Below are 15,117 nucleotides of genomic sequence, written 5' to 3'. Positions count from 1 at the left end.
AAAAAGCACATGAACGCCAGGCGCATAATGTGAGCCGTGACCGCTCGCATACGCACCGACCTCGACGCCATCCCCGCCTATGTACCCGGCCGCAACTTTCCCGGGGCGATCAAGCTGGCCAGCAACGAGACCACCCAGGGGCCGCTGCCGAGCGTTCAGGCGAAGATTCTCGAAGCCGCGGCAGGCGTCAACCGCTACCCGGACATCCTCGCCACCGAATTGGTCGCAGCCCTCGCCTCGGAATTGAAAGTCGCACCCGAGAACGTCGCGGCAGGCAACGGCTCCGTCGCACTCTGCCAGGAGGTCGTCCAAATCACCTGTGGACCGGGTGACGAAGTGGTGTTCGCGTGGCGCTCGTTCGAGGCGTATCCGATCATCACCCGTGTCGCCGGAGCAACCCCCGTGCAGGTACCGCTCGACGCGAACCACGTCCACGACCTGGACGCGATGCTCGCGGCGATCACCGACCGCACCCGTGTGGTGTTCGTCTGCAACCCCAACAACCCGAGCGGCACGGTGGTCCGTCGTTCGAAGCTCGAGCACTTCCTCGACGCCGTCCCTGCGCATGTACTCGTCGTGCTCGACGAGGCCTACTTCGAGTACGCCCGCGAGAACCCCGAAGGCGATTACACCGACGGAGTCGAGTTGGCCCGTGGTCGTCGTAACGTGCTGGTCCTGCGTACCTTCTCCAAGGCGTACGGACTCGCCGGGTTGCGCGTGGGCTATGCCGTCGGCGATCCGTCGATCATCACCGCCCTCGGCAAGGTGCGCATCGCATTCGCCGTCAACTCCATTGCACAGCAAGCCGCATTGGCATCGCTGGCGTCCAAGGACGAGCTTCTTGCCCGCACCGATGCGCTGGTGGCGGAACGTGAGCGCGTACGAAACGCGCTGATCGGATACGGCTACGACGTAGCACATTCCGACGCGAACTTCGTGTTCCTTCCGCTCGGCGACCGCTCCGGCGCCTTCGCGGAAGGGTCGGCCGAGGCCGGAGTCCTGTTGCGTGCCTACGGAAACGACGGCGTGCGGATCACCATCGGTGACCCGCACGAGAACGACGCATTTTTGAACTACGCGGCGACCGCGGCCCTCTAGAGGCCCAGAGCCCGCTCGAGCGTCGGCCAGGACTCGCGTAGATCGTCCTGCCAGTACACCCACTGATGAATGCCGTAGGGGCGATAGACGACGGTCGCGTCGATGTCGAGTGAGCGCAGCCGCGTATCGAACAGAGTGGTGCAGTAGAGCGCAGCAGCCTCGAGCGGGCCACCCTGCGCTGCCACCTCGAGTCCGCTTCCACCGGGGCCGAGCTCGTACGGACCGGGCAGTCCGGTACCGACGGAGATGTAGACATCCTTGCCGCGCAACGCTTCTGCATTACGCGATGGATCGTGCTCGACCCAGCGGAGGTCGGCGTTCTCGCCCCACATGTTGGTTGCGTTGCCGCCGTTCATCGCGACCGTTGCGCGCACTGCGTCCTTCAAGTTGTTCTGCGAGTTGTCGTAGCACCCGCTCAGCCCCGCGACGCCGGTGTAGAGATCCGGGTGACGGGTGATGAGATCCATCGCGGCCTGTGCGCCCATGGACACACCGGCGATAGCGTTGGTGCCGTTGCCGGAGAACCGCGCGTCGATCAGCGGTGGGAGCTCCTGCGTCAGGAACGTCTCCCACATGTTCACACCGAGGATGGGGTCCGGAACGTTCCAGTCGGTGTAGTAGCTACTCGAACCACCCACCGGCAGAACAACGTTGGCGTTCTTGTTGGCGAAGAAGTCGACGATGTCGGTCTTCTGCGTCCACGTGCTCTCCGCGTAGTTGGATTCCTTGCCTGCGCTGACGCCGTCGAGCACGTACAGCGTGGGGCGGGAGACAGCTTGCGCGGCGGGAAGCAGAACCTGAACCTGGACGATCTTGCCCATTGCAGGCGAGTCCACGAAAACCGCTGCACGACGATCGGTCAACATCTCGACCTTGTCGATACGCGCAGATGTGGCGGGCGAAGACTGCGAGAACGGTGCCGGGGCCCCCTCCGAGCTACCGGTCCCGGGGAGCGGTTGGGCAGACACCACACCGGACCCGAATATCGACAGCGCGATACCGGTTCCGAGCGCTGCCAGAACACGACGGTGCATTACTGATCCATCCTCCCCCGTCACCCCGTCTCCGGCGCAACACGAACAACATCTGTTCCACAAGGTAACTCACCGGTAGGCAGCCGTGCCGCGAGCTGTGGTTCCGCTCACAATAGTCGTAAGGAGGGTCGTACAAAAGTTCTACGAGTTGTTTGGGACTCGTCCCAAAGGCCGCATGAGCAGGGCCGCAACGAGAAAACACAGTGCACCGACGAGCGTCCCCAGATTCGCCATCGACGCGTTCGCCGGATCCCCGGTCGCAGGCCTGATGAATGCCCCCACCGCCGAGAATCCGAACGCGATCGAACCAATCATGTTCAACCACGTGCTCCGCCAGTTACGAGCATGCGGATCCCACAATTTGTCCGTTTCGGTGGTCGCTACGACAGCGAGCGCGCTCGCAACGAGAAAAGCCGCCGAGCCGAACACATCGGGACGCCACACCCACTTGTCCGCCTGGGCCGCCGTCAACCCGGCCACCAGGGCGACACCTGTGCTCACGTTGAACAGAACGGTACCCACGAACTGCACCGCAGCCGCCCACCAGTCGAAGTGCTCTACCCTCGCCGACTCCGAACCGGGTACCGGGCGCCCACTGAGCCTCAACGCGATGAAACCCGACGCGGTGAAGAACAACGAACCCACGAAGTAGGTGACGTTGTCGACGTCGACGCCTACCCAATGCGCATAACCAGGCACCGCGGCCATCCCGAACAGCAGCGAACCGACGACGAACCCCCACGACTCCCGCCGCAGCCCCTGCACATTCACCGGCCGATTGTCGCGGGCTCCGCCCAGGCCGTCCTCACCCGTCGGGGATGGTTATCCGCGACCCGTCTCGCCTTGCAGTTTGTCGATCATTTCCGACGCCTGGGCTTTGGTCAGATCGGCCGGCACGTCCTCGCCTGCTTCCTGCGCCAGCGTGTTCAAGTAGCTTTCCTGCGGACCGGTGATCGGCTCGTCGCCGGTCACCCACTGGTCGGGATCCTTCTCGGGGTTCTGGTTGACCTGCTCGTTTTCGCTCATACGTTCGTATACGCACGAGCGTCGGATTCCAAACTCATTCGCGCAGATGATTGACCGTTTGATCACACCTGCTCGACGATTGAAACCCCCTCAGCTCAGGAGCCACACCTATGACCAGCAAGACCTCCATGCTCGCCCGTCTCGGATTGGGCGGTATCGCCCTCGCTGCCACGATGGCCATCAGTCCATCCGTTGCAAGCGCCGATCCCGTCGCAGACTTCCTCTGCAACTCCGGTTCGTCGCAGTTCTGCCCCGCGTTCGTGCAGCCGGCTCCCGCACCACGTGTCGCGCCTCAGGCAGCACCCCGGCCACAGTCCACGTTCCAGTACAAGAACTGCACCGAGGCTCGCGACGCAGGGGCCGCCCCCGTCTACCGCGACGAATACGGCTACGGCCCACACCTCGACCGCGACAACGACGGCATCGGCTGCGAGTAATTCCTCGAGTTCGCACTTGTGCAGCTTTCGGGCTGCGTTTTGCCTGCACAAGTGCGAACTCGGTACCGTCGGTCGGTGAGACGACGGCAGCAACCCCCGTTGCCGAAAAGGCACGGCCTGGATCCAGCCCGGGTGCGAATGCCGGAAGACGGCCGGTGGGTCACCGTGCGTGAATTTCTCGTCGCGACCGAACCACGGATGTCACCGGACCGCATCGACGAGATGTTCGACGCCGACGCCATCGTCGACATGCAAGGTCCTGTCAGCCGCGACACCGCGTACGCCCCGGGCGGGGCCGTCTGGTTCCATCGCGATCTCCCCGTCGAAACCGTGGTCCCGTTCGACATCCCCATCGTCTACCGCGACGACACGATCCTGGTGATCGACAAACCCCACTTCCTGCCGACCATCCCGCGCGGCGGACACATTCTGCAGACAGCATTGGTGCGCCTACGCCAGGAATTGGCTCTGCCGCATCTGATTCCGGCGCACCGACTGGATCGAGTCACTGCAGGTCTCGTGCTGTTCGTGATCGATCCGACCGTACGCGGCGCTTACCAGACCCTGTTCCAGGACCGAAAAGTACGCAAGGTCTACGAGGCCGTGGCCGGTTACGATCCTGCACTCCACTTTCCGCGCGAAGTATCGAGTCGCATCGTCAAGGAAAAATACGACTTCGCCGCCCGAGAAGTCGCGGGCGAGCCGAATGCGCACACCACCGTCGAACTCCTTGACCACCGAAATACGCTGGGACACTATCGACTTCACCCGACAACAGGACGTACCCATCAGCTACGCCTCCACATGAACTCGATGGGGACCCCCATCGTCGGCGACGATCTTTATCCGCATCCCACCGACCGAGCCGTCGACGACTTCACGGAGCCCTTGCAACTCTTGGCCTCGACGATGGAATTCACCGACCCGCTGACCGGCAGATCCAGACAGTTTCAGACTTCCCGACGCCTGGATCACGCCCTGACATGACGAACGAAACGACGACGGCCCCGGTGAGCACCGGGGCCGTCGTCGTGCTGCGGAAGCGGAGGGATTTGAACTCTTCTGCGCCCTGCTGGTCGATGCGCTTTACCCGGTCCCACCAGGCATTTGACGCCTCGTACAACCCACCTGAATCGACCTTAATCGTGGCCATGTGTGGCCAAATTGTGGCCAGACGAGTTTCACGGCTTGCCGCCGTAGCGCATCATCTGCCGAGTCTGTAGCGCGTTCATCTGGCGCATGACCTCTCTGGTGTCGTGGCCGGTGATCGTCACGTTGTTGATCGAGAAGTCCGGTCCTGACCCTCCGATGCCTTCGGCTGGCATGGCTTCGAGCAACCCGGTGACGTTCGCCAGGGCTTCGTGGGCGCCGGTCTTGTTGTTGATGAGGTTGATGCCGGGTGCCACGACGCCGCCCTGATCGAACACTGGGATGCTCGCGGGTCGACGTAGTGCCTTGACCCAGTCCTCCAGCCAGTTGCCATGCCCCGGGGTCACTGGGAGCTGGTTAGCGATGTCTTCCTTCGGGAAGGCGTCCGGAGCGGCCGGGATGAGCGGTGTCGTCAGGAAGCGGGACTCGCCGAGGCCGAACGGGATCTGTTCGAGCATCGCATCGACGGCAACGCTGCTGAGATCCGAGCCGAGTTTCTTGAGTCGGTCGCTGACGGAGAACAGCTCGGGCTGGGTCGCCGCTGCGGTCTCGGGGATCGTGCTCGACGTCGTGGTGCTGTCCGTAATCGTCGAGTCGAGTGCTGTCGTCGCCGGGTCGGTGGCCTCGACTGGCGCTGCCGGTGGTGTGGGCTGTGGATTGAGCAGAGCGTTCGGCAGGTGGAACTTGTACGGGAATTGGCTGTCTGCAGCTCCTGCTGCCCCGCTGTCGATGGCGGACGCGCCGAGCGACCCTCCCGACTCGGCGTTGTGCCCTTCGAGAGTCGCTGCCATGTGCTCGTCGGAGACGCCGACCTGGAACAGAGTGCCCGCAGGTCCGAGGCCCGGTTCGAGACCGGCCAACGATCCAGCAATGAGCGAGTAGGTCGTATAGGGGCGCTTGGTCGATCCGACGATGCCCATCGCGATCTGTTGCAGCCATCCGACGAATCCCGAGCAGTCGAAGTTCGTCGGGCCTGTTCCGCCCCAGAGGTAGCGGTTGCCGGTGACGCCCCGTCCTGCCTCGATGGCGTTCTGGATTCCTCCGTCCGCGAAAGCGCGCACTGGCTGGTTCGGGTCGACGAGGATCAGTCCGCGGCGCCGAGCCCACTCCGCACCGATACTGACGTGCTGAGGTTGGTCGGTGTCGGGGATGAAGAACTCATCGTTGACCGGTCGGTCGCCGACGACGCGCCACGTATTCGGTGGCACGACCTGAGCCCTTCGGCTGGACATGGGCGAAAGCCCACCGCCAGCGAAGAATTCGAGCAGGTTGCCGTTCGCGTTGAAGACCGGAGCGACCGGACCCTGCATCGGCATGTCGCCGCCGAGTGCCCGGAAGTCTCGCTCTGCCTGCGCCGTTCGGACGGTATCGATCGTCACCGTCATCTTGCGCGGTGTGTTGATCAGTTGATCGATGACGGTCTGTCCGGCCGTCGTGTCGGCGTAGACCTCGACATTGCCGTCAGGTAGATCGCGCACCTTCACGCCCAGCGCTTCGAGTCGCTTCTTCGCCTCCTCGTCGAGGGTGTCGACGGTGATCGACTTGTCGTCCGGAACAAGGTCGACCTTGTTCTTCAGGATGTCCATCGCGAGCTGAGTCTCGACATCGCCCGGTGCCTCGATGAGCGTCGAGACGACGCTGGGGATCCCGATGTACTTGTCGGCGAGACGCTGCGCTTCGTCTCCGACGATGCCGAGAGTGCCGATCTGCTCGACGAACTTCTGCCTCGACTGTTCGACAACTGCCGTTGCCGCGGCCTGTGAGCCCTCCAGGTCACCGTTCGCGACTGCTGCGTCTCTCGCTGCCCGCGCGGCGTCGAGCGTGGCGTCTCGCTGAGCTACGGTCACGTCGAGCAGTCGTCGGCCCGCCTCGGTGGCGACGTCGATGGTGTTGGTGTCCAGATTGACGGTGGGTGCCGCTTCGCCTTCCTTCGGCTTGACCGCCTCGGCCGTGCTGTCGAAAGCCTCGTTGAGCGAGGCGTTCGCTTCCTCGAGATCGAGCGGGTTTCCGTTGAGAGCGTCGAGTGCGGCCTTGAGCGCTGACGTTCGATCCTCGGCGGTGGCCGCGGAATCGTTGTACTTGTCCATCGCCTCGGTGAACGCGTTCGCTGTTTCCGCGCCCTTCGTCTGGGCTGCAGCCGCGTCCTCGGTGACCTGACGACTATCGGCGAGCTGACCGTTCGTCGTCGTAACCGACTCGCCGAGATCGATGGCGCCGATGCCCGCCTGATCGAGGCTCGTCTTCAGTCGATCGAGGGACGCCGCCTTCTCCGTCTCGTTCGCGCCCGCCGCCGACATTCGCGTGTTGTACGAGTCGATCTTGCCTTCGACTTCGCTGTATTTGTCGCTGTTGCCGCCTAATGCTGCAGTCAAGTCATCGAGCGAAACTCCCGCTGCTGCATAGGTTTCCGCGTTCGATTTGTAGACGTTCGACGCCTCGGTCGACTTCCGTATGTTCTCCTCGATGACCGGGTTGACCTTCGCGAGAGCGTCGGCGTCGTCGAGGTGTGCGTTGACGAGATCGGCCGCTGCGATGCCGTAGTTCTTCGCGCTGTCGATCATCCTGTTGTCGGCGAGGATCTTCGCCTGGGCCGCGATCGTGTTCTGAGTGACCGCTCCGGTTTGCGCATCCAGAGTGTCGGAAATTGCTTGTATCGCAGCCTCGTTCGCCTCGGCTGCAGCCTTCGCCTCCTGATTCTTCTTGACCCAGAAGAACAGCGCCGCACCGGCAGCGAGGACAGCGATGCCGAACGGGCCACCGAGAGCGCCCACGATGCCGCTGCCAGCGATCTGCATGGCGCGACCTGACGCCGCCGCAAGACCGGCCGTCGTCGCGAAGCGAGACGCCTGAGTCGACGCGTTGGTGAACGCCGTTCCGATGCGGCCGATGTTGCCGCCCTGCTGGCCGAGGACCTGCATGGTGGCAGTCAGACGGCCGACGTCGGCCTGCGAGCGGCCTGCTGCGGTCCGCATGTACGTCGTCGCGGTATTGAACGCACCCACTCGCGCTGCAGCAGAGCCGACGCTGCTGCTCATCTGGGCCATCAGGGGCGGGATGAACTTCCACGCCACGAACGCCCCGGCGATCAGCAGAACCTCGTCCGAGTGCTCAGCGAGTCCGTTGAACGCGGCAGCGGTTGCAGTGCCGATAGCAGCCAGCGGAGGCAACACCTGCGCCGTGACGGCCTCACCGAAGGTACCGAGGGCGTGCTTGGCCAGCTCGATCTTGCCCTCGGTGGTCTGCGCGTACGCCTCCGCAGATCCACCGAACTGAGACTCCAGCTCGCCGAGAACGATCTTCTGAGCCGACAGGATGTCGTTCGTCTCGACGAAGCCTTCGATCTGCTTCTTCTGCTCGGCCGAGAACGTGATGCCGACGCGGGCAAGAGCCGAGATGCCCTTGATCGGATCGTTGAGGGCCTTACCGAGCTGCAGCGATGCGGCCTTCATGTCGGTGCCGGTGGCCCGAGACAGGTCGGTCATGACGCCGACCGTCTGGTTGAAGATGTCGTTGCCGTCGCCGACTTCGTTGCGGATGTTCTTGAACGTCAACAGGAAGTTCGCGCCCTGCTGGATCGTCTCGGCCTCGGTCGCCGTCAGATTCTCGAGTTCGCCAGCAAGCCCCTCGACCTCTTCGGCAGAGACCTTTGCCGCGTTGCCCGTCGAGCGAATGACGGTCTCGGTCTGAGTGTTGATCCGCTCGATCCGCTGTAGCGACTTGATCGACTCGTTCGCGAACGCGACGATGGCCGCGCCCGCGACGAGCCCCGAAGCAGCACCGATGAGCTTGCCCGCAGCGCCCGAGAAGGCATTGCCGTAGCGCTGGCCTTGCTCGCGTCCGGAGCGCTCGAGACCCGGTCCAACCTGACGGTTGAACTCGGGAACGAGCCGCGAGGTCTCTGGAACGATCGACACATACGCGACAGCGAGTTCGGTTGCCACTGTTGCCCTTTCAGCGAGCGTTCGCAGCGGACCCTGAAAGTGGGGGGGTGACTCACTCCGGCTCGGCTGCTGGGACGAGCCGGAGTGAGTCAAGGGTCGGCAGCCCCAGTGCCCGAGGAGGCGACCAGCTGGGGCTGTCGAGGATTACGGCGCCTGAGTAGCGATCTTGACCGTGCCGAGCGGCTGCTGAACCTCCAGCTCGAACCGACCCTCGCAACGAGCGCGGAGCTGGTTCTTGGCGAAGTCGTCGGCGTAGTTCTCCGACCACTTCACCTCGACGCCCTGCGTGTCGGTGACGACCCGGAGCGTCGACGTGTCGAGCAGGACACCGGCCTTCGCGGCGAGCGCCGTCGAGAGTGACACCGGGACGCCCCAGAGCTTCTGCGCTGCACGGTCCACCGGCAGGCCGCGGTAGTCGACCGCGTCGTCGGTCGCTGCGGTCAGTTCCAGGGCCTCCCAGTCGGTGGGTGAGAGCACGAACACCGAGGGCGACTTACCGATCACTTCGAGCTTGGTGATGGCCCGCCGCGCCGTCGTCAGCAGGTTCGAGGCGAAGGCCTGCGACTGCACACCTGAGGTGCTGTTCAGGCCCAATATTGCACGGTCGGTCGTGCTGCCTGAGAGCAGTTGCCCATCACCGTTGAGCACCTGGTTCTCGACCGCGATACGCAGTCCGAAGAGCAGCTCGTTCTCGATCCACGCCGACAGCGCGTTCACGTCTTCGAGCAGGTACTTGTCGATCGGCTCGGACATGTGCGCGATGACGTGCAGTGCGGCGTTTGCCGAGTCCCAGGTGTACACCGAGGTCGGCTTGGTTGCGCCCACGGCGACAGGTGCGGCGTTGTTCGTCCGCACCGTTTGCTTGAGGTATTTCCACGACGGCGAGGACTCGACGCCGCTCGGGATGACTTCGAGGAACGTCTGCAGAGCGCGCGGTAGCTCGATCGGGCTCTGTGGCAGGAGAGGAATCGCGGTCAGGCTGGTGCCTGCAGGCGCGACCGCCTTGCGGCCGTTCTCCTCGCGGAGCATGGTTCCAGCGATACTGCGGGCGAGACTCTTCACCGATGTGCCTGCGATGCCGAGGAACTTCGATGCTCCGGTGTGGTCGTCGGTGCCGGGTGCGCCGCCGACCGCCTTCGCGAGAGACTCGGCCTCGTCGACCACGAGCTGGTCCGCCTTCGCGGCCTTGAGCTTTTCCAGCAGCTCGCGGCCCGCGGCCATCTCGATGTCGAACTGCTTGCGCTCATCCGAGTCCATGTCTCGGTCCTCGGCCGTGGCCTTTTCGGCGATGTCGCGGGCCCTCTTGATGGCGCTGGTCGCAGAGTCCTGAAGCTGCTTGATTCGGTACATGGGATGCCTCCGAGGCATGGTGAGGGTGCGTCGAGGCACCACGAAAGTAGGGGAGGTCGGAAGCCACGGTGACGGACGGGTTGACGCGGATCTCAGCTGCCTTGAACCCGAAGGGAACCTCGGCGCGGATCACACTTGACCGCTGGTCGAACCTTGCGCTTCTTCGTGAGTCTCGATCCTCGATGACTTGGCCCGCTAGGGCTCCTCGTCACTTGTCTCGACTTCGAAAGCGACCATACCCGAACTTTCAGTGCCAGATCCGCTCGTCCCAATCGTCGGCGTTTTCGGCCGGCACTTCGACCATCTGCGGGCGCTCCGGAGGCCAGCCCCGCTCGCGAGTGATCGGGACCGACTTCATGGGAACAGCGGGCTCGTCCGGCTCGTCGATCTCCGGTTCGTCGCTCACGGCTGGAATCCGATCTGCTCGCCGAGAATGACGCGATCCATCAACTGCCGGGTGGCGTCCTCACCGATCGACTGCACGAGCGTCTCGCCCAGGCCCTCGGCGAGCGCGGCGATCAGCAGATCGACCTCGTGAGCTTCGTTCGCCTCCATCAGCGATCGGTTGAGCTGGCCGAGGTCGTTGGTCAGGAACGCGAGTACGGCTCGTGCGGCCCTCGATCGGTCGATGGGTCTCACTGCTCGGTGTTCGGTCATGTGTTCGCTCCTCTGTTCGAGTGGTTGTACATGTACAGGGCCACAATGTGGCATTCCGCAGGTCAAGGCTGGTCATGTGTCCACATGCGGACGCGCACATGTGGACACTGAGCCTCGGTGAGATTTTCAAACCTGCCACGGAGGTCGTCTGGGGTGAGGAGGCTCCAGCGATGCCGACGCCCTACCGCCTGCTGCAGTCGTTGACGTCGGCTGTCTGGCGCAGGTGCGGCCGACACTGCAGGCACGGGACTGGACGACCGTCGAGGTCATCACCGAGCCAGCCGTTGCGGCATCGCGGGTCGTGCCACCGAGGCGCCTCGGGCGCGTCGATTTGGTCTCCGGTTCGATCCAACATTCGAGTGCTTCCTTTCGCCGTTGCAGCGGGCCCGGAAGTGAGGTGGCTGATTGACGCAACCACACGGGATCTTCTTTACGGGGTCCATTTCCAGGGTTACCTACGGGATGGGGTGACACTGGTGTCAGGTGGACCCGGCTCATTTGTCACCTGGACTTGCGGAGATGTCACCTAGACATTGCTCAGATGTCACCTGGACATTCGATGCGCTGCCTTGTCCAGGTGACACCAGTGTCAGTTGGACTTCCGAAGTCTGAGTGACACTGGTGTCAGGTGGAACGCTCGAATATGGATGGCTGTACGGGTCCAGCCACATCACATCGAGGACGTTCTCGGGGACGTTCAGTCGGTACTCGTCAGCGTGACTGCGCCACCTGTTGCCCTGCTTCTCTCGCACGATCCAGCCGTTGTCTCGGAGCCACTTCATTCCACGCATCACGGTCCGCTCGGTGACTTCCATTTCTCGCGCAAGCCTCGCCACACTCGGGTGAATGTTCTTCCCTGTCTTCGACGAGCCGAACGTAGCGAGGGTGAGCGCGAGGAACTTGGCGCTGCCAGGCATTCGAGTGCGCTTGACGCAGCTCTCCCACTCGAATCGGAATGGTGGTGGTGACTCCCTGGTCATTGCTTCTCGGCTACCTCACCGAGCACCGTCGCAACAGCGTCCACCAGGTCTACCGCTTCGCTGATGTCCAGCGACAACGTCGCGCCCCGGCCATACCGAATCCGCACACGCTCACCTTCGAGGGTTACGGTGACCGGCTCGTCGGACAGCTCGTCGATGGTCGCGAACATCACGCACCGTCCATGTCGTCAGCGAGTTTGTCGATCGAGTCTGCAGCTCGGCGACTGTTCGCGGCGAGATAAAGTGTTGTGGTGCTGAGGCTCTCGTGCCCAAGGGACGCCTGAATGTCGCGTACGTCGGTGCCGAGGTCAGCGAGCCTGTTCGCGAAGCGGTGTCGGAGCTTGTGGAGTGTGTACGTCATGCCGAGACCCTGGAAGAATCTCGATGCCCAGTGCGACACCTGATCTGCGGTGATGGGTTTGCCGACCCCATTCATGAACATCGGCCCGGTGCGCCGATTCAGGACGTCGAGTTCGGCCATGATCGGCACTGGAACCCGCACCACTCGATCCTTCGAACCTTTCCCGTGGACAGTCAGGAACGCTCCGCCAGTGGAGTCACCGCGCCGGAAGTCCTCGACGGTACACGCGGCCACCTCCGCTGCCCTCAGCCCGCAGTACGCGGCAAGCAGGAGGATGCAGTGGAGGGTCTGGTCGTACCTCGATGCGAGCAAGGCGTCTTTCAGATCGGGCTCGGTGATCGGTCGCGACATGCGCCGACCGATCTTCGGGACCACCATGTGCCGCGCCGGGTCGACGGTGACGAGTCCTTGCTGCTCGGCCCACTTGTAGAAGCTCCGGACGTGCACGGTGTAGGTGCCGATCGCGGACGCGGACACGTTGAGACTGTCCTGCCAATCTTCGAGAATGGTCAGCGTCACCAGGAGAAGGTGAGTGTCGCCGAGCCATTCAGCCAGGCGTGTCAGTGCGCCCTTGCGGGACTCGATGGTGTGCGGTGAGGCATTGCGTCGCTTCAGCATGCGCAAGTGCTTCTCGAGCAGCTCTTCCCTACTCGGCAGGGTCGAGTCGCTGTCGGCGGTGACGAGTTGGAGGTTCACTGGAGTCCCTCCACCAGATCGGCTGCAGCCTCGGCGTCCTTCGCGAGTGCGCGCAGACGATTCGCCCAGTTGCCATCCTCGGGCTCCCGGTCCTCGACGTACACGTCCACCTCCTCGGAGCCGTCGGAGTATTCGGTGACCGTGACCAGCACGCTCGGGTTCTCGATGACGGACGTTGTTCGGTAGGCACGCAAGTCGGACGTGATGCCGTCCCATTGATCGGGAGTGAGCCCGAGAGCGCGCAGTGCTTTGTCGACGTTGACGGTGGCAGGGTTTATGCTCATGTCTGAATCGCCTTCCTGGTCGTTGGCTGGTTCGTTGCCCTCGGTGCCATGCCCGGCATCGGGGGCGTTTTCGTAGGGATCGGGGTAGTGCATCAGGCGCTCACTGGCCGGTCATCGGTGCGCTGGAACGTGTTGGCCTCGACGTATGCGGTCAGATCGGCCCAGCGGTAGAGCACGCGACGCCCGTGCTTGACGAACCTCGGGCCTGTGCCGCGGTATCGACTCTCCGCGAGCTTCTGCTTCGTGGTGCGTAGGAACTCGGCTGCCTCGTCGGCGGTTGCAAGAGGGGAAGCTGGCATCTTCTCTTTCCTTTGCTTGGATTATCCCAATCTTGTTTGGGTTGTCTTCATTCGTACACCACCGCTTCCATGCTGGCAAGGTTGGATATAAGTTTGGATAATGGCAGCAAGTAAGATCGTCCTTGGACCTACAGGCGAAACCGTGCGCGAGAACATCGCGCGAGTGAGACGTGAGCGGAACCTGACACTCAGGGCGCTCTCCGAGCGGCTCACGCAGGTGGGTCGGCCGATCAGCAACTCTTCTATCAGTCAGGTGGAAACAGGAGCGCGCCGAGTGGACGTGGACGACTTGCTGGCGTTCTCGATCGCCCTCGATGTCTCCCCCAACACCCTGCTCATGCCCGCGCATTACGACGGCGAGCGTTACGTGAATATAACTGGGGCAGAACGAGTTTCGACTCGTTCGGCGTGGCACTTCCTCGACGGAATGCGTTCACTCACCGAGCAATCGCTCGACTTCGTCGTTCGGTCGCAACCGCCCTTCATGAGCCACCGTCAATCCGTCGATTCTGCGCGCCCCGCACCTGCCGGTGAGCCCCTACGGATTGCCCGACGCACTCAATCGGACGGCGAGACGGTCGACTTGATCGTGTCGGTTGGCTACGGCGACTTGATTCGCGACAACGACGAGGATGACTGATGGCAACCATCGAGAGCTACGAGACTGCGGCCGGTAAGCGCTGGCGGGTCCGCTACCGCACGCCCGAACGACGCCAGACCCAGAAGCGCGGCTTCACGTCTAGGCGACTAGCGCAAGACTTCGCGGCCACAGTCGAGGTCGAGATGATGACGGGCCAGTACGTGCCGCCGAAACTGGGGAAGATCACCGTCGCAGAGTTTGGCCCAGATTGGTTGCAGCGCAAGGAGTCCGACCTCAAACCTTCGGCTTACAAGTCGATCGAGACCGCGTGGCGCATTCACGTGATGCCGCGCTGGGGACGCGTCCAGCTCGCAGACATCACGCTCGATTCGGTCGAGCGGTGGATCGCCGACATGACGCGTGCAGGCAAGGGCGCGACGGTCGTCATCCGCGCCTACGGTGTGCTGGCCGGTGTCCTCGATTCGGCCGTGAAGGCGAAGCGTCTCGCGAAGAACCCAGCGCGCGGCGTCGAGAACCTGCCACGGAAGCAGCGCAAGACGCACGTGTACCTCTCGCACGCCGAGGTCGCCGAGCTGGCGTCAGCGTCCGGTCAGCATCGGGTGCTCGTCCTCCTGCTTGCGTACTGCGGTGTGCGCTGGGGCGAGGCGATCGGGCTACGCGTGCGTCATCTCGATCTGCTCCGGAAGCGCCTCAACGTCGTCGACAACGCCGTGCAGGTGCAACAGCAGATCCACGTCGGCACTCCGAAATCGCACAAGTCGCGCGCGGTTCCGGTGCCGGCCTTTCTCGTCGACGAGCTCGCGCGAGCGTGCGAGAGCAAGGGTCGCGACGATTTGGTGTTCGCCGGCCGAGGTGGCGAGTACCTCAGACGGTCCGTGTCGTCCACGGGATGGTTCACGCGTGCCGTCGAGAAGTCCGGAGTACCTCGGCTCACTCCGCACGATCTGCGGCACACTGCGGCGTCCCTGGCGATCAGCGCCGGGGTAAACGTGAAGGCGCTACAACGGATGCTCGGGCACGCGTCGGCCGCGATGACACTCGATGTCTACGCCGACCTGTTCGACGACGATCTGGACGCCGTCGCGGACGCGCTCGATCGTGCAGTTTCGGCGAAGAGTGTGGCCAAAGTGTGGCCAGACGGTTCGCCGGTCGTCGTCATCTCGGCAGAGAAAAAGCCCTGACCTGCACCGGAGTGCAAGATCAG

At 63.5% G+C, this 15,117-nt stretch carries 17 protein-coding genes; 5 read left to right on the top strand and 12 right to left on the bottom strand.

Annotated elements, in window-relative coordinates; translation table 11 throughout:
* Window positions 1–36 precede the first annotated feature (36 nt).
* Window positions 37–1,098 (top strand): histidinol-phosphate transaminase, encoded by a 1,062-nt coding sequence (gene hisC, locus CH293_RS11575; RefSeq protein WP_094720284.1) that lies wholly within the window; start codon window positions 37–39, stop codon window positions 1,096–1,098.
* Here the strand turns inward: hisC and CH293_RS11570 are convergent.
* The 3 genes from CH293_RS11570 to CH293_RS11560 all read right to left on the bottom strand — a co-directional run bounded on the left by CH293_RS11570 (window position 1,095) and on the right by CH293_RS11560 (window position 3,158).
* Window positions 1,095–2,132, bottom strand: a complete 1,038-nt coding sequence (locus CH293_RS11570) for an alpha/beta hydrolase family protein (protein WP_037111624.1) — start codon at window positions 2,130–2,132, stop codon at window positions 1,095–1,097. The two genes, hisC and CH293_RS11570, sit on opposite strands and share 4 nt — an antisense overlap.
* Window positions 2,133–2,273: 141 nt before the next feature.
* A complete protein-coding gene (locus tag CH293_RS11565; RefSeq protein ID WP_094720283.1) occupies window positions 2,274–2,903 on the bottom strand; it encodes a YrhK family protein in 630 nt (209 codons plus the stop codon).
* 51 nt (window positions 2,904–2,954) lie between these two features.
* Window positions 2,955–3,158, bottom strand: coding sequence for a DUF3072 domain-containing protein (locus CH293_RS11560; RefSeq protein ID WP_037111620.1), 204 nt, complete (start codon window positions 3,156–3,158; stop codon window positions 2,955–2,957).
* A gap of 110 nt (window positions 3,159–3,268) precedes the next feature.
* Here CH293_RS11560 and CH293_RS11555 point away from each other — a divergent pair, with 110 nt between their 5' ends.
* Window positions 3,269–3,595, top strand: a complete 327-nt coding sequence (locus tag CH293_RS11555) for an excalibur calcium-binding domain-containing protein (protein WP_094720282.1) — start codon at window positions 3,269–3,271, stop codon at window positions 3,593–3,595.
* Between the two features lie 75 nt (window positions 3,596–3,670).
* The gene (locus CH293_RS11550; RefSeq protein ID WP_176459985.1) at window positions 3,671–4,582 is read left to right on the top strand and encodes a pseudouridine synthase; all 912 of its coding nucleotides are present in this window, start codon (window positions 3,671–3,673) and stop codon (window positions 4,580–4,582) included.
* Window positions 4,583–4,776: 194 nt separating this feature from the next.
* Here the strand turns inward: CH293_RS11550 and CH293_RS11545 are convergent, their stop codons facing one another.
* The 9 genes from CH293_RS11545 to CH293_RS11515 all read right to left on the bottom strand — a co-directional run bounded on the left by CH293_RS11545 (window position 4,777) and on the right by CH293_RS11515 (window position 13,312).
* Window positions 4,777–8,685, bottom strand: a complete 3,909-nt coding sequence (locus CH293_RS11545; RefSeq protein WP_094720280.1) for a hypothetical protein — start codon at window positions 8,683–8,685, stop codon at window positions 4,777–4,779.
* 144 nt (window positions 8,686–8,829) lie between these two features.
* The gene (locus CH293_RS11540; protein ID WP_176459984.1) at window positions 8,830–10,035 is read right to left on the bottom strand and encodes a phage major capsid protein; all 1,206 of its coding nucleotides are present in this window, start codon (window positions 10,033–10,035) and stop codon (window positions 8,830–8,832) included.
* Window positions 10,036–10,282: 247 nt separating this feature from the next.
* Complete coding sequence (locus CH293_RS28200; RefSeq protein WP_176459983.1) at window positions 10,283–10,441, bottom strand: hypothetical protein; 159 nt, start codon at window positions 10,439–10,441, stop codon at window positions 10,283–10,285.
* Window positions 10,438–10,692 carry a hypothetical protein gene (locus CH293_RS11535; RefSeq protein WP_094720278.1) on the bottom strand — a complete coding sequence of 85 codons (255 nt, stop codon included), beginning with the start codon at window positions 10,690–10,692 and terminating at the stop codon, window positions 10,438–10,440. Before CH293_RS11535 ends, CH293_RS28200 begins: the two co-directional genes overlap by 4 nt.
* A 494-nt stretch (window positions 10,693–11,186) precedes the next feature.
* Complete coding sequence (locus CH293_RS28780; protein WP_176459982.1) at window positions 11,187–11,609, bottom strand: helix-turn-helix domain-containing protein; 423 nt, start codon at window positions 11,607–11,609, stop codon at window positions 11,187–11,189.
* A gap of 59 nt (window positions 11,610–11,668) precedes the next feature.
* A complete protein-coding gene (locus CH293_RS28195) occupies window positions 11,669–11,845 on the bottom strand; it encodes a hypothetical protein (RefSeq protein ID WP_217900755.1) in 177 nt (58 codons plus the stop codon).
* Window positions 11,842–12,729: a tyrosine-type recombinase/integrase gene (locus CH293_RS11525; protein ID WP_217900754.1), complete on the bottom strand. Its 888-nt coding sequence runs from the start codon at window positions 12,727–12,729 to the stop codon at window positions 11,842–11,844. The genes CH293_RS28195 and CH293_RS11525 overlap by 4 nt, the downstream gene beginning before the upstream one ends.
* Window positions 12,726–13,013, bottom strand: a complete 288-nt coding sequence (locus CH293_RS28190) for a hypothetical protein (RefSeq protein WP_176459980.1) — start codon at window positions 13,011–13,013, stop codon at window positions 12,726–12,728. The genes CH293_RS11525 and CH293_RS28190 overlap by 4 nt, the downstream gene beginning before the upstream one ends.
* A 92-nt stretch (window positions 13,014–13,105) precedes the next feature.
* Window positions 13,106–13,312: a helix-turn-helix domain-containing protein gene (locus tag CH293_RS11515; RefSeq protein WP_094720275.1), complete on the bottom strand. Its 207-nt coding sequence runs from the start codon at window positions 13,310–13,312 to the stop codon at window positions 13,106–13,108.
* Between the two features lie 100 nt (window positions 13,313–13,412).
* Between CH293_RS11515 and CH293_RS11510 the strand changes: the two genes are divergently transcribed.
* Entirely contained in the window at window positions 13,413–13,952 is a 540-nt protein-coding gene (locus tag CH293_RS11510) for a helix-turn-helix domain-containing protein (protein ID WP_217900753.1), read from the top strand.
* Window positions 13,952–15,094 (top strand): tyrosine-type recombinase/integrase, encoded by a 1,143-nt coding sequence (locus tag CH293_RS11505; RefSeq protein WP_094720274.1) that lies wholly within the window; start codon window positions 13,952–13,954, stop codon window positions 15,092–15,094. The genes CH293_RS11510 and CH293_RS11505 overlap by 1 nt, the downstream gene beginning before the upstream one ends.
* The last annotated feature ends 23 nt before the right edge of the window (window positions 15,095–15,117 follow it).

The organism is Rhodococcus sp. 14-2470-1b (assembly GCF_002259415.1).
GTDB lineage: Bacteria > Actinomycetota > Actinomycetes > Mycobacteriales > Mycobacteriaceae > Rhodococcoides.
Note: the sequence above shows the minus strand (reverse complement) of the source record. Positions and strands in the feature narration are given on the sequence as shown.

What these genes read in the sequence shown, in the direction of transcription:
- CH293_RS11540 (WP_176459984.1), bottom strand. Translation starts at nt 10,035, where the DNA reads ATGTACCGAATCAAGCAGCTTCAGGACTCTGCGACCAGCGCCATCAAG.
- CH293_RS11535 (WP_094720278.1), bottom strand. Translation starts at nt 10,692, where the DNA reads ATGACCGAACACCGAGCAGTGAGACCCATCGACCGATCGAGGGCCGCA.
- CH293_RS11555 (WP_094720282.1), top strand. Translation starts at nt 3,269, where the DNA reads ATGACCAGCAAGACCTCCATGCTCGCCCGTCTCGGATTGGGCGGTATC.
- CH293_RS28780 (WP_176459982.1), bottom strand. Translation starts at nt 11,609, where the DNA reads ATGCCTGGCAGCGCCAAGTTCCTCGCGCTCACCCTCGCTACGTTCGGC.
- CH293_RS11515 (WP_094720275.1), bottom strand. Translation starts at nt 13,312, where the DNA reads ATGCCAGCTTCCCCTCTTGCAACCGCCGACGAGGCAGCCGAGTTCCTA.
- CH293_RS11560 (WP_037111620.1), bottom strand. Translation starts at nt 3,158, where the DNA reads ATGAGCGAAAACGAGCAGGTCAACCAGAACCCCGAGAAGGATCCCGAC.
- CH293_RS11505 (WP_094720274.1), top strand. Translation starts at nt 13,952, where the DNA reads ATGGCAACCATCGAGAGCTACGAGACTGCGGCCGGTAAGCGCTGGCGG.
- CH293_RS28190 (WP_176459980.1), bottom strand. Translation starts at nt 13,013, where the DNA reads ATGAGCATAAACCCTGCCACCGTCAACGTCGACAAAGCACTGCGCGCT.
- CH293_RS11510 (WP_217900753.1), top strand. Translation starts at nt 13,413, where the DNA reads ATGGCAGCAAGTAAGATCGTCCTTGGACCTACAGGCGAAACCGTGCGC.
- CH293_RS11570 (WP_037111624.1), bottom strand. Translation starts at nt 2,132, where the DNA reads ATGCACCGTCGTGTTCTGGCAGCGCTCGGAACCGGTATCGCGCTGTCG.